This window comes from Pseudoalteromonas tetraodonis, from assembly GCF_002310835.1.
GTDB lineage: Bacteria > Pseudomonadota > Gammaproteobacteria > Enterobacterales > Alteromonadaceae > Pseudoalteromonas > Pseudoalteromonas tetraodonis.
In genome coordinates, this window is the sequence record NZ_CP011041.1 from 1151164 (window position 1) to 1164838 (window position 13675).

A 13675-nucleotide genomic window follows, 5' to 3' on the forward strand; every position below is an offset into this window, starting at 1 on the left:
TAATATTAACTATCAAGAATGCTGCCGTCAATTGACGGCATTTATATTTAAAGCTTTTCAATATTATTTAAATAGTTGTTAGCTTGCTCTAAGGTTTCTTGGCGCAATGATTCATCTTGTTTATCCCAATTGCGATAAACCATGCCTATTCGTGGATTTTTTTCAAGCCGCTCTCGGTGTGTTTGCATAAATTGCCAATAGAGGCTATTTAGAGGGCAAGCGTCTTTTCCTACTTTTTCTTTCACCTTATATTGGCAGCTTTTACAGTAGTCGCTCATTTTATTTATATAGTTGCCGCTAGCCGCATAAGGCTTAGTAGCAATGATGCCATCGTCAGCAAATTGACTCATGCCACGCGCGTTAGGCATTTCTACCCATTCAATAGCATCGATATAAACACCCAAATACCATTCATCCACTTCATCAGGGTTAATAGCGGTTAGTAAACAAAAATTACCTATTACCATTAAACGTTGAATATGATGGGCATACGCGCTGTCTAAGCTTTGTGTTAATGAGTGGCTTAGGCAGTTCATTTTTGTTTTACCATTCCAAAAATAACGTGGCAGTGCACGGGTTGCATTAAGCTGGTTTTTGTAAGCGTAATCGGGCATGTTTTTCCAATAGACACCACGCACATATTCGCGCCAACCCAGTACTTGACGAATAAAGCCTTCAACCTGAGAAATAGATATTTCATCTTGGCGTTGTTGGTATTCTTTGACCACACGGTCGATAACATAGCGAGGATGTAAAATTTTGGCATTTAACGCAAATGATAACCGGCTGTGATAAAAGGTATCTTTATCAGGGCATTGATCTGTCATCGCATCTTGAAATTGACCAAAGCGGGGAAGTAAATGTGCACAAAAGTGATCAAGTGCGTTTATTGCTTGTTTACGGGTTGTTGGCCAGCTTAATTGGGTTTCTATTTGCCCAAAGTATTTTATTTTATGTTTATCTAAACGCTCAATGATGGTGCTAACATCATTTTTAAATAATTTGGGTTTGGGGATATCGGCTAAATCGCTTTTTGAAAACTTATTACGGTTATTCGCATCAAAGTTCCATTGGCCACCTTGAGGTTTGTCATCATCCATTAAAATATCAAACTGCTTACGCATTGCCCGATAAAAATGCTCCATAGTGACGTGCTTATCTTTTTTAAAGCGTTTATCTATGTCGCTGTAGGCTAATAAAAAATGCTCGCTGTCACAGGCAGTCACAGCTAATTCGCTGTTAGTGGCAAAGTCGTGCAGTTGTGTTTTTAAACGGTACTCATCTGGGTATTGATATTCAATTGAGGTGCATTCATGCTGCTTAGCTAATCGAGTTAAAAGAGCGGGTAAGTTATCATCGTCTTTGGTGTCATCTAACGTTAAATGCAACACGTTAAAGCCGGCATCTTTTAAGGCGTTAGCGAAGTTTTCCATGGCTTTAAAAAAGGCTGATATTTTTTGCACGTGATGCTTTACGTACAGCGCTTCTTGCATGAGCTCGGCAATAACAAACACGGTGTCATCGGATTTATCTTTAAACCAAGAATGAGCGGGGTTTAGCTGGTCACCTAAAATTAGTTTTAAGGTTTTGAATTTTTTCATAATGAGCCAAAATTATCTTTATACGCTGTATTTTAAAAAGCGATCGATTTCTACATGTCGTTTTAATCATAGAGCAAAGCAATAAACAGCATTGCTTTTTTTATCAACTTATTACTTATTGTGGTTGCTAATTTAGGTGTACATCTTTATAATAGCGGCCATTGTTTAGTAGGTTATAAAATTTACTAACAGCGATATTAAGTTATTAACTTTTTATCTATTGGCGCGGGATGGAGCAGTCTGGTAGCTCGTCGGGCTCATAACCCGAAGGTCGTTGGTTCAAATCCGGCTCCCGCAACCAATCTTAATAGTAGGTTTATGCTTACTACTTTATATCGCGCATTCTAAGTAATGCGCGTTTTGCGTTTAAGCTAATGAAGTTTAATTTGGTCAGGGTACTGACTCGCAACCAAGCTTGGCCATAGGCCACACAGTTTTGCGTTTTTTGGTGTGACGCCCCGCTTGGTTCGGGGCGTTGTTGTATCTGCACCGTTTGATTTAATGTTTATCGATTAAATCAAAATTTAAACTCAGTATTTTAGGGCTATAAGCCCTTTTTTTGTTTGTATGGAGGATTTTCGTGACAAAACTTGAACAAGATTTAGTAACCATGTTAACGCCTGCGGTAGAAATGTTAGGCTTTGAATTACATGGGCTTGAGTTTGTACAAGCGGGTCGCCATTCTACCTTAAGAGTATACATTGCTCATGAGGATGGGATTTCAGTTGACAACTGCGCCGATGCAAGTCGTCAAATTAGTGCGATTTTAGACGTCGAAGACCCAATTACAAACGAATACGATTTGGAAGTGTCGTCTCCTGGTGTTGATCGTCCATTATTCAAACAAGATCACTACGAGCAGGCGCAAGGAGAGGAAGTACGCGTGCGTACTAAGCTTCCACAAGATGGTCGCCGTAATTTTAAAGGCGACTTAATAGCAGTTAGCAGCGATATGATCACACTATCTAGCGATGGTGCGGAGCATTTAATCATGCTTAGTAACATTGAACGTGCGAACATAATCGCAAAGTTTTAATTCGAGTGCGAAGGAATAGGGCAAGCGAGGCATTACCCATGGCAAAAGAAATATTATTGGTTGCTGAAGCCGTTTCCAATGAGAAAGCGGTTCCAAAAGAAAAGATTTTTGAAGCTCTAGAGTTCGCATTAGCGACAGCGACAAAGAAAAAGCATGATGGTGAAATTGATGTACGTGTTGCAATTGACCGTAAAACCGGCGATTACGATACCTTCCGTCGCTGGCAAATAGCTGAAGTTTTAGAAGATGGTTCTTTAGAGAATCCATACAGCGAAATCACGTTAGAAGCTGCTCAAGTTGAAGAACCTGACTTGAAAATGGGCGACTACGTAGAAGAGCAGATTGAATCAATTAAATTTGACCGCATAACAACACAGATGGCTAAGCAAGTGATCGTACAAAAAGTACGTGAAGCAGAGCGCGCCTTAGTCGTTGAAGCATATAAAGATCAAGAAGGCGAGCTGGTAACGGGTGTTGTTAAAAAAGCAACCCGTGATGCAATCGTACTTGATTTAGGTAACAACGCAGAAGCGGTTATTTATCGTGACGACATGCTGCCACGTGAAAACTTCCGCCCGGGTGATCGTATCCGCGGTCTTTTATATGAAGTGAAGCCTGAAGCACGCGGTGCACAATTATTTGTAACCCGTTCTAAACCAGAAATGCTGATGGAATTATTCCGCATTGAGGTGCCAGAAATTGGCGAAGAAATGATTGAATTACGCGCTGCAGCACGTGATCCAGGTTCACGCGCTAAAATCGCGGTTAAATCTAACGATAAGCGTATTGACCCTGTTGGTGCGTGTGTTGGTATGCGTGGCGCACGTGTTCAAGCGGTATCGTCAGAACTTGGCGGTGAGCGTGTTGATATCGTACTTTACGATGACAACCCTGCACAGTTTGTTATTAACGCAATGGCACCAGCAGAAGTGGCTTCAATCGTAATGGATGAAGATACACACTCAATGGATATTGCTGTTGAAGCTGATAACTTAGCACAAGCTATTGGTCGTAATGGTCAAAACGTACGTTTAGCAAGCCAATTAACTGGCTGGGAATTAAACGTAATGACCGTTGATGAAATGCGCGCTAAGAACGAAGCTGAGTCAGATAAGTTAATTAACTTATTTACTGAAAACTTAGATATTGATGACGAATTTGCATCATTACTTATCAACGAAGGTTTCTCAACACTTGAAGAAGTTGCTTATGTTCCGGCTTCAGAGTTTTTAGAAATCGACGGCTTAGATGAAGAAACAGTGGACGTATTACGTTCACGTGCAAAAGATGCATTAACAACGAAAGCGCTTAAAACGGAAGAAAGCTTAGAAGGCGCTGAGCCTGCAGAAGACTTACTTGCGCTTGAAGGCTTAGAGCGTCATTTAGCATTTGTTATGGCAAGTAAGGGTGTAGTAACACTTGAAGACTTAGCTGAGCAAGGCATTGATGAGCTTGTAGATATTACAGAGCTATCTTCAGAGAAAGCGGGCGAGCTAATTATGGCTGCACGTAATATTTGTTGGTTTGCAGACGAGTAATTTATTAACGGAGGTATTAGAGACTATGGCAGAAGTAAATGTTGAAAAACTAGCCGGTGATATAGGTACAACTGTTGATAAATTACTACAGCAGTTTTCACAAGCCGGTATTACTAAACAAGCAGGCGATAATGTAACTGAAGCTGAAAAAGCGACGTTACTTGATCACCTAAGCAAGCAACATGGTGGCACGGGCTCTGAAGGCCCTGCTCGCATGACATTGCAACGTAAGAGCAAAAGCACATTAAGTGTGACGGGCTCTACGGGTAAAGCAAAAGCTGTGCAAGTTGAAGTTCGTAAAACACGCACTTATGTGAAAAAAAGTGCTGTTGAGCAAGAACAAGAACAGCAACGTCTAGCCGCTGAAGAAAAAGCACGTCTTGAAGAGCAGCAAAAAGCTGAACAAGCCGCTGCTGAATTAAAGGCAAAACAAGAGGCAGAACGTAAAGCAAAAGAAGACGCTGATCGTAAAGCCAAAGAAGAAGCTAAACGCAAAGCAGATGCTGAGCGTAAAGCGAAACAACAGCAGATGACCCCTGAGCAAAGTGCTAAGTCTGAGAAAGATCGCATCGAAGCTGAGCGTCTGCAAAAAGAAGCAGAAGAGGCCGCATTGAAGAAAGCTGAAGAAGAAGCGAAACGTCAAGCAGAAGAGGCAAGAAAGCTAGCTGAAGAGAACTCAGCACGCTGGAAGAAAGAAGAAGAAGAACGTAAGAAACGCGAAGAAACCGCGGATCACCACCTTACGACTTCAACGTACGCACGTGAAGCAGAAGATGTAGCTGATGCTCGCGAAGAGCAAGGCTCTCGCCGTGCGAAGAAAAAGAAAAAAGCGCCAGCAAAAGATAAATTTGCAGCGTCTAAAGGTAAAAAAGGTAAGCTAAAAGCGCCAGCGTCATTACAGCACGGTTTCCAAAAACCAACGGCTGATGTTAAAAACGAAGTGCGTATTAGTGAAACAATTACAGTTGCTGAGCTTGCATCACGCATGGCGGTTAAAGGTGCTGAAGTTGTAAAAACTATGATGAAAATGGGTGACATGGTTACTATTAACCAAGTTATTGACCAAGAAACTGCGCAACTTGTAGCAGAAGAAATGGGCCATAAAGTTATCATCGTTAAAGAAAACGAATTAGAGCAAACAGTACTTAATGACCGCCATGAAGATGGTAAGTCAGAGCCACGTGCGCCAGTAGTAACTGTTATGGGTCACGTTGACCACGGTAAAACATCGACGCTTGATTACATTCGTTCAGCTAAAGTTGCATCAGGCGAAGCCGGTGGTATTACACAGCACATTGGTGCATACCACGTTGAAACTAACGGCAACATGATCACTTTCTTAGATACTCCGGGTCACGCCGCATTTACATCAATGCGTGCTCGTGGTGCAAAAGCAACTGATATCGTAATCCTAGTGGTTGCAGCCGATGATGGCGTAATGCCACAAACTAAAGAAGCGGTACAGCATGCTCGCGCAGCTGGCGTTCCTTTAATTATTGCTGTTAACAAAATGGATAAAGAAGGCGCAGATCCAGATCGCGTTAAAAACGAACTAGCTCAGCTAGACGTTATCCCAGAAGAGTGGGGCGGCGATACACAGTACGTGCACATTTCAGCAAAAACTGGTTTAGGTATTGATGACCTGCTAGAAGCTGTATTAATGCAATCTGAGCTTTTAGAGTTAAATGCGCCGACCGAAGGTATGGCTGCAGGTGTTGTTATTGAATCACGTCTTGATAAAGGCCGTGGTCCTGTTGCGTCTATTCTTGTTCAGTCAGGTACGCTTAATCAAGGTGACATTGTATTATGTGGTCTTGAATACGGCCGTGTTCGTGCAATGCGCGATGAAAACGGTAAAGACATTAAGTCTGCCGGTCCTTCTATTCCAGTTGAGATTTTAGGTCTGTCTGGTATTCCAGCTGCCGGTGATGAAGCAACTGTAGTTAAAGATGAGCGAAAAGCGCGTGAAGTTGCACTTTACCGTCAAGGTAAATTCCGCGATGTTAAACTAGCGCGTCAACAAAAAGCGAAGCTTGAAAACATGTTTACTAACATGACTGAAGGCGACGTATCTGAAGTTAACGTGGTACTTAAAGCAGACGTTCAAGGTTCAATCGAAGCAATTTCAGACTCATTAACTAAGCTTTCTACTGATGAAGTAAAAGTGAAGATTGTTGGTTCTGGTGTTGGTGGTATCACTGAAACTGATGCAACTCTTGCGGCAGCGTCTAACGCGATTGTGGTTGGCTTCAACGTTCGTGCTGATGCATCAGCGCGTAAAGTGATTGATTCTGAAAACCTAGATCTTCGTTACTACAGCGTAATCTACGCGCTAATCGAAGAAGTTAAGCAAGCCATGTCTGGTATGCTTGCGCCTGAGTTTAAACAAGAAATCATTGGTCTTGCTGAAGTACGTGACGTATTTAAGTCTCCAAAAATTGGTGCAATTGCCGGTTGTATGGTTACTGAAGGTACTATCAAGCGTAGCGCACCAATTCGTGTACTTCGTGATAACGTGGTTATTTACGAAGGCGAGCTTGAGTCATTACGTCGCTTTAAAGATGACGTTGCTGATGTTCGTAACGGCATGGAATGTGGTATCGGCGTTAAGAACTACAATGATGTTCGCGTTGGTGACCAAATCGAAGTATTTGAAACAGTTGAAGTACAACGTACTCTTTAATTGTTATTAGGTGGTGTTGGACATTCAAGGTTGTACCTCGATAGCCCAACATAACCTATGCTAAGATTTTAAATGGGGGCTCAGCCCCCATTTGTGTATCCATTATTTAGTTAGCTTATTATTATTTTTCAATAAGTTATAATTTTAGGAAAGTGAAATGAGAGAATTTTCTCGCACTGATCGTGTTGCTCAGCAAATTCAAAAAGAAATTGCGGTGATTTTACAACGCGAAATTAAAGATCCACGCTTGGGCATGGTGACAGTGTCTGCGGTAGAAGTATCGCGCGATTTATCTTATGCCAAAGTTTTCATTACTGTGTTTAACACTGAAGATGAAAATGCAGCCAAGCAAAGTGCCAAAGTACTTAACGAAGCAACCGGTTATATCCGCTCGTTGCTAGGTAAACGTATTCGTGCGCGAATCATGCCTGAGCTTAAATTTGTGGTTGATAATTCATTAATGGAAGGGATGCGAATCTCTAACTTAGTGGACTCTATCATTCGTGAAGATAATGCTAAGCATGTTGATGATGAAACAGATAGCGAAGAAGGCACTAAAGACTAATGGCAAGACGCAGTAAAGGCCGTCCAGTTGATGGTATTTTGTTGTTAAACAAACCAGAAGGTATTTCATCAAACAAAGCACTGCAGCAAGCGAAAGGTATTTATTTTGCTCAAAAAGCGGGGCACACTGGTGCGCTCGATCCGCTTGCGACCGGTATGCTGCCTATTTGTTTTGGTGAAGCCACTAAGTTTACCCAGTTTTTACTCGATACAGATAAAACCTATGTTGTGCGAGCAAAACTGGGTGAGCGTACTACCACGTCAGACTCTGATGGTGAAGTGGTCGAAACGCGTGATGTTAATGTTACTGCTGAACTGCTTACACAGGAAATTGCTAAATTTTTAGGTGAGTCAGATCAATACCCATCAATGTACTCAGCGCTTAAATATGAAGGCAAGCCTTTATATAAATATGCGCGTGAAGGCATAGAAGTTCCTCGCAAATGTCGAAAAATTAACGTATTTAGCTTAACGCTTGATGAGTTTGATGAGCAAGCCAACGAAATACAAATGACTGCCCATGTATCTAAAGGCACATATATTCGTACTATCGTTGATGACTTAGGTGAAAACCTTGGCTGCGGCGCGCATGTGATTATGCTGCATCGTAGTGCTGTAGGGCATTACCCAGCAGATAAAATGGTCACACTTGAGCAGTTAGAAACGTTATTAAATCAAGCGAAAGAACAAGACGTTGCGCCTTCTACTTACCTTGACGAACTATTATTGCCAATGGATACCGCGTTAGTTGATTTACCTGTTGTGGAAATTACTAAAGAGCAGGGAATAGCATTTAGCCATGGTCAAGCTGTGGTGCTAGGTAAAGAATTACCTGAAGGTGCAATAAAAGTTCTGGCTGACGGAATCTTTATTGGTACTGGTGAACGTAATCCTGATGGCCATCTAAAATCAAAACGTGGCTTGTCTAATCAGCAACCAGAGTAAAGTTTAACTTGTAGTTATGCTGATAATTGGTAGAATACGCCCGCTTAATCGTTTTGGCTGAATTAGTGATCGGCTAAAGCACCTATTAAATTTAACTTTTGGAGTTATTATGTCACTAAGCAATCAAGAAAAAATCGATATCATTGCTAAATTCGCACGCGCTGAAGGCGACACTGGTTCACCTGAAGTACAAGTAGCATTACTTACTTTTGATATCAACAAGCTTCAAGGTCACTTTGCTGATCACAAGCATGACTTCCACTCACGTCGTGGTCTGCTTCGTAAAGTAAGCACTCGCCGTAAACTGCTTGATTACCTTAAAGGTAAAGATATCTCGCGTTACACTGCGTTAATCAAAGAGCTTGGCCTACGTCGCTAAGAACTTGATTATCAAAAGGGGAGCTTTTTAGCTCCTTTTTTTGTGTCTGAATTTTCTCGCTTTCCCCAGTACTTCTTAGTAAACCCCTTGAAATATCGAATAAAAGCCATACTATTATCTTTCACAAAGCGAATGTTTTTGACATTGCTGCAAGCACTATTTTATCTCGGTGCTAAGCTCGCAATTTTACCTGACTTTGTTATATACTATGGCGCGTAGATAAAAAGGTTTATCTACGGTTATTTACATCATTGCCAATTGTAGTACTTAATTGATTTCCAACTGAATACAATTATGTACTGTAATTGGTACTTTGATGAAAACTTAATTAATACTAAAAATACATTTAAGGAATATTTTAAGTGCAAGCAATTATAAAAGAATTTCAACTAGGTCAACACACAGTGACGCTAGAAACAGGTGCTATCGCCCGTCAAGCAGATGGCGCAGTACTAGCAAGCATTGGCGACACGTCAGTGCTAGTAACGGTTGTTGGTAAGCGTGAAGCTCAACCAGGCCAAGACTTTTTCCCACTAACAGTTAACTACCAAGAGCGTATGTACGCTGCAGGTCGTATCCCAGGTGGTTTCCTTAAGCGTGAAGGTCGTCCTAACGATGGCGAAACGCTAATTGCACGTCTTATTGACCGTCCAATTCGTCCACTTTTTCCAAATGGTTTCGTAAACGAAGTACAAGTTATCGCGACTGTTGTTTCTGTAAACCCTGAAATCCAACCTGATATGGTTGCGATGATTGGTACATCAGCAGCACTTGCTATCTCTGGTATCCCGTTCAGCGGTCCAATTGGTGCATCACGTGTTGGTTACATCAACGGTGAATACGTACTTAACCCAACACTAAAAGAGCTTGAAGAAAGCCAACTTGATTTAGTTGTTGCTGGTACTGATAACGCCGTACTTATGGTTGAATCAGAAGCAGACGTACTTGCTGAAGACGTAATGCTAGGCGCAGTTGTATACGGCCATGAGCAATCACAGTCTATCATCAAGGCAATCAACGAATTTAAAGCAGAAGCAGGCAAACCTACTTGGGATTGGACTGCACCTGAGAAAAACGTTGCATTAGAAGAGAAAGTAGCAACACTTGCTGCTGATAAAGTAGGCGAAGCTTACCGTATTACTGATAAAGTAGCGCGTAAAGAAGCATTAACTGCAGCAAAAGATGCCGTAGTTGAAGCGCTTACTAGCGAACTTGCTGAAGGCGAAACGCTTGATAAGCAAGAAGTAGGTAAAGTATTCGGTTCACTTGAGAAGAAAATCGTTCGTGGCCGTATCGCTGCTGGCGAAAAACGTATCGATGGTCGTGAACCAGATATGATCCGTGCACTAGATGTAATGACGGGCGTACTTCCACGTACTCACGGTTCTGCAATCTTTACACGTGGTGAAACGCAAGCATTAGTAACAGCAACACTTGGTACAGAACGTGACTCACAGTTAATCGATGATTTAACTGGCACGCACAAAAACCACTTTATGCTTAACTACAACTTCCCTCCATTCTGTGTAGGTGAAACGGGTTTTGTAGGTTCTCCTAAGCGTCGTGAAATCGGCCACGGTAACCTAGCTAAGCGTGGTATCCAAGCTGTAATGCCAACATTAACTGAGTTCCCTTACTCAATTCGTGTTGTATCTGAAATCACTGAATCAAATGGTTCATCTTCAATGGCATCGGTTTGTGGTACGTCTCTAGCGCTTATGAACGCGGGTGTACCAATTAAAGCCTCTGTTGCGGGTATCGCGATGGGCCTAGTTAAAGAAGAAGAAAACTTTGTAGTACTTTCAGATATCTTAGGTGATGAAGATCACTTAGGTGACATGGACTTTAAAGTAGCGGGTACAACTAACGGTATCACTGCACTACAAATGGATATCAAGATTGAAGGTATCACGCAAGAAATCATGCAAATCGCGCTTAAGCAAGCTAAAGCAGCTCGTTTACACATTCTAGGTGTGATGGACGAAGCGATTTCTGCACCTTCTGAAGAGTTATCTATGTTTGCTCCGCGTATTTACACGATGCAAATCCCACAGAAGAAAATTGCTGAAGTAATCGGTAAAGGTGGCGCAACTATTCGTCAACTTACTGAAGAAACAGGTACTACGATTGAAATCGGTGATGATGGCACAATCAAAATTGCTGCTACAGACGGTGAAAGTGCAGCAAATGCAATTAGCCGTATTGAGCAATTAACTGCTGAGCTTGAAGTTGGTACTATCTACGAAGGTAAAGTTGTACGTATCGTTGACTTTGGTGCGTTTGTAAATATTCTTCCTGGAAAAGATGGCCTAGTGCATATCTCACAAATCAGCACAGAGCGTGTTAACAACGTTGCTGACCACCTTAGTGAAGGTCAAGAAGTTAAAGTTAAAGTACTAGAAGTAGACCGCCAAGGCCGTGTACGTCTAAGTATTAAAGAAGCAATGGAATCAGCAGCACCTGCAGCTGACGAGTCTAAAGACGCGTAATTGCTAATCTTTCATCCAGATAATTACTGGATAGTATAAAAAGGGGCTGTTTAGCCCCTTTTTTTATGCTTTAATGTTAGCAATCTATTGTGTTCAAGACGTTAAGTAACATATAACAAGAATGAACCTTACAAGACAGCTTATGTCTTATCTATTTGCTACTTACCTCGGTATTAAGGATTTTAATGAGACTTAAACATTTAGCCTTGGCATCTTTTGCTATTTTGTCTTTAAGCGCTTGTCAGGCTACTACTAAACCCGCTGCTATTATTAATGTGCCATTTACTGCGCCACTTGCATCAGACTTTAGAAATGAAATTGCCATTGCTCGTTTTTCAGAGCTATTAAATAGAGCAGACTTAAGTACAGAGCAACAAGCAAAGCTGTATTATGACCGTGGTGTGCTGTTTGATAGCTTAGGCATGACAACTTTATCGCGAATTGATTTTAACCGAGCGGTTAAGCTTAAGCCCGACTTGGCTGAAGTGTATAACTTTTTGGGGATTCAACATACCTTGATGCAGCAATACGAAAAAGCATACGAGTATTTTGATTCAGCCATAGAGTTAGACCAAGAACATGAATATGCGTATTTAAATCGTGGTATTGCTTTGTACTATGGTGATAGAGCTACGCTTGCAAAGGATGACTTTAAAACGTTTTTGGAGCGCTCTCCTAACGATCCTTATCGTGTGCTGTGGCTTTATTTAGCGCAGGCCGCACAAGATAAAACTCAGGCACTCGCTTCGTTAAAAGCTAATGCGGCGGCCCTTGATGAAAATGAATGGGCATACCAGCTTATTGCCTTGTATGTAGGTGATATGAGTGAAAAAGCATTTTTTTCAGGGATAGCCGATGGTGTAAGTTCACAACAAGAATATGCTCAACGTTTATGTGAAGCTTATTTTTACTTAGCTAAACAGCACCAAGCCGCAGGTGAGCTTTCAATTGCAACAGATTACTTTAAGTTGGCGCTGGCCACGAACGTTCATGAATTTATAGAATATAAATATGCACGTTTAGAGCTTGAGTTGATGGCAAGTGAAAGCGCGGGCTAATTTTTTTAAATTAAGTATTTTATTACTGTGCACTAGCTTAATTAGTGGCTCCAGTAATAAACAAAATAGCATTGGCTTTTGGCAAGTATTGCACGCCAAAGCCAATGTGATTGATAGTTATTGGCAATTCCCTGGTTACTTTGCATCGCATATTTTACAACTCCCCCCGACCTCATTAGCCACCTTAGCACGCAATAAAATAGCCCATGCACAATACGGATATGGGTTATCATTAATAGCCAATAATCAAACTGAAACCGCCAAGCTCTTTTGGCAAGCAAGCCTCGATGAGATAACAATTAAACAACAAAAACATCTCGCAGCTTCATTGCTTGCTCAACAGCGTTGGCAAGATTTAGCGTTATTAAAAGCTCACAATAAGTTACCTAAAGGGGATGCCTTTTATCATTTACAGTTACAACAGCATGCTCCCTTCGATGCATTAAACAACTCCTTTATGAATAAATTAGGGTTTTTGGTAGCGAGCGATCAAATTGAGATACAAAAGCAATGCACATTTAATGTGCTAATGCTGAGCGATCACCGTGATGGTTTATATAGGCTCAACCACTTTGTGAAAAAATACGCACAACACCCAGAGCCTAGTAGTAATGCATTTTGTTTTTCAAAGCCTATATATGTTGGTAATGCAATTGCTTGTAACAGCACTAAAGCAACGCTTGCGCAGTGCGATTGGCAACAGTCATCACTTAAGCAGCGGCTTCCTAAAGGATTCGATTTTGCGATTATGATGCCCAAGCAAGGTACTGCCAATGTGCATCAGGGCTTAATGCATATTAACTCGCAGGCTAATTATGCAGTCTTTTTACATGAATTAATGCACTTTAATGGTTTTGAAGATGAATATGCTTTACCAGCAAAAAAACAAGCTTGGCTTTGTCAGCTTGAGGGGTTGGTTGCCCCTAACTTGTTTATTGCTCATAACACTGATGCGCCAAAAGGATGGCACAAAAGCAAAAGCTGTCAGCAAGGAGGTGTTGCTTATAAGCCAAGCGCACAGTGGTCTATTATGCAATATCAACAGGTTGGACTTTCAGAGCAATATCGGGCTTTGTGGCAAACTCATATAGAGCAACATGCAGATTTATTCCCGCGCTTTTAATCATTAAATAGAGTGCTTTTAGGTTGTTTAACCAATGATTATATGAGCCTATTAAAACTGCTTAAAAGCTGAGCCGGTTTTATCCCAGTTCATTAATTTATAGACTTTTTTGTTTGATTATTGCCCCGCTAGAAGCGCTTTCTATAGACAAAAACCGTGTTTATCAGTATAACTGTACGTATTAATGTTGTTAAAAAACAGATATAAAACGTATACCCAAGTCACTTTGGTATTTAATAATAACAAGTAGCGAATTGAT

General features: G+C 41.2%; 10 protein-coding genes and 1 tRNA gene. 10 read left to right on the forward strand and 1 reads right to left on the reverse strand.

Translation table 11 applies throughout. From position 1 onward, the window contains the following. Positions 1 to 47: 47 nt before the first annotated feature. Positions 48 to 1601, reverse strand: coding sequence for a cryptochrome/photolyase family protein (locus tag PTET_RS05375; protein ID WP_016899452.1), 1554 nt, complete (start codon positions 1599 to 1601; stop codon positions 48 to 50). A 224-nt stretch (positions 1602 to 1825) separates the two neighbouring features. Between PTET_RS05375 and PTET_RS05380 the strand changes: the two genes are divergently transcribed. From PTET_RS05380 to PTET_RS05425, 10 genes are all read left to right on the forward strand, one after another. Beyond that, positions 1826 to 1902 (forward strand) — tRNA-Met (locus PTET_RS05380). 279 nt (positions 1903 to 2181) lie between these two features. Further along, a complete protein-coding gene (gene rimP, locus PTET_RS05385; protein ID WP_008114543.1) occupies positions 2182 to 2637 on the forward strand; it encodes a ribosome maturation factor RimP in 456 nt (151 codons plus the stop codon). 38 nt (positions 2638 to 2675) lie between these two features. Next, positions 2676 to 4175 (forward strand): transcription termination factor NusA, encoded by a 1500-nt coding sequence (nusA, locus tag PTET_RS05390; RefSeq protein WP_013464535.1) that lies wholly within the window; start codon positions 2676 to 2678, stop codon positions 4173 to 4175. Between the two features lie 25 nt (positions 4176 to 4200). Next, positions 4201 to 6858, forward strand: coding sequence for a translation initiation factor IF-2 (gene infB / locus PTET_RS05395; protein ID WP_013464536.1), 2658 nt, complete (start codon positions 4201 to 4203; stop codon positions 6856 to 6858). Between the two features lie 157 nt (positions 6859 to 7015). Beyond that, positions 7016 to 7423: a 30S ribosome-binding factor RbfA gene (gene rbfA, locus PTET_RS05400; protein ID WP_008467148.1), complete on the forward strand. Its 408-nt coding sequence runs from the start codon at positions 7016 to 7018 to the stop codon at positions 7421 to 7423. Continuing rightward, positions 7423 to 8367, forward strand: a complete 945-nt coding sequence (gene truB, locus PTET_RS05405; protein ID WP_013464537.1) for a tRNA pseudouridine(55) synthase TruB — start codon at positions 7423 to 7425, stop codon at positions 8365 to 8367. The genes rbfA and truB overlap by 1 nt, the downstream gene beginning before the upstream one ends. Positions 8368 to 8476: 109 nt before the next feature. After that, entirely contained in the window at positions 8477 to 8746 is a 270-nt protein-coding gene (rpsO, locus tag PTET_RS05410) for a 30S ribosomal protein S15 (RefSeq protein WP_006793376.1), read from the forward strand. A 362-nt stretch (positions 8747 to 9108) separates the two neighbouring features. After that, positions 9109 to 11235 (forward strand): polyribonucleotide nucleotidyltransferase, encoded by a 2127-nt coding sequence (gene pnp / locus PTET_RS05415; RefSeq protein ID WP_013464538.1) that lies wholly within the window; start codon positions 9109 to 9111, stop codon positions 11233 to 11235. Between the two features lie 185 nt (positions 11236 to 11420). Then, positions 11421 to 12293, forward strand: coding sequence for a lipoprotein NlpI (nlpI, locus tag PTET_RS05420; RefSeq protein ID WP_013464539.1), 873 nt, complete (start codon positions 11421 to 11423; stop codon positions 12291 to 12293). Then, entirely contained in the window at positions 12277 to 13416 is a 1140-nt protein-coding gene (locus PTET_RS05425) for a hypothetical protein (RefSeq protein ID WP_096038304.1), read from the forward strand. The genes nlpI and PTET_RS05425 overlap by 17 nt, the downstream gene beginning before the upstream one ends. Positions 13417 to 13675: the final 259 nt, after the last annotated feature.

Bases quoted from the DNA above. Each gene is read 5' to 3' on its own strand.
- rbfA (WP_008467148.1), top strand. From the start codon at position 7,016: ATGAGAGAATTTTCTCGCACTGATCGTGTTGCTCAGCAAATTCAAAAA.
- nlpI (WP_013464539.1), top strand. From the start codon at position 11,421: ATGAGACTTAAACATTTAGCCTTGGCATCTTTTGCTATTTTGTCTTTA.
- truB (WP_013464537.1), top strand. From the start codon at position 7,423: ATGGCAAGACGCAGTAAAGGCCGTCCAGTTGATGGTATTTTGTTGTTA.
- nusA (WP_013464535.1), top strand. From the start codon at position 2,676: ATGGCAAAAGAAATATTATTGGTTGCTGAAGCCGTTTCCAATGAGAAA.
- rpsO (WP_006793376.1), top strand. From the start codon at position 8,477: ATGTCACTAAGCAATCAAGAAAAAATCGATATCATTGCTAAATTCGCA.
- PTET_RS05375 (WP_016899452.1), bottom strand. From the start codon at position 1,601: ATGAAAAAATTCAAAACCTTAAAACTAATTTTAGGTGACCAGCTAAAC.
- infB (WP_013464536.1), top strand. From the start codon at position 4,201: ATGGCAGAAGTAAATGTTGAAAAACTAGCCGGTGATATAGGTACAACT.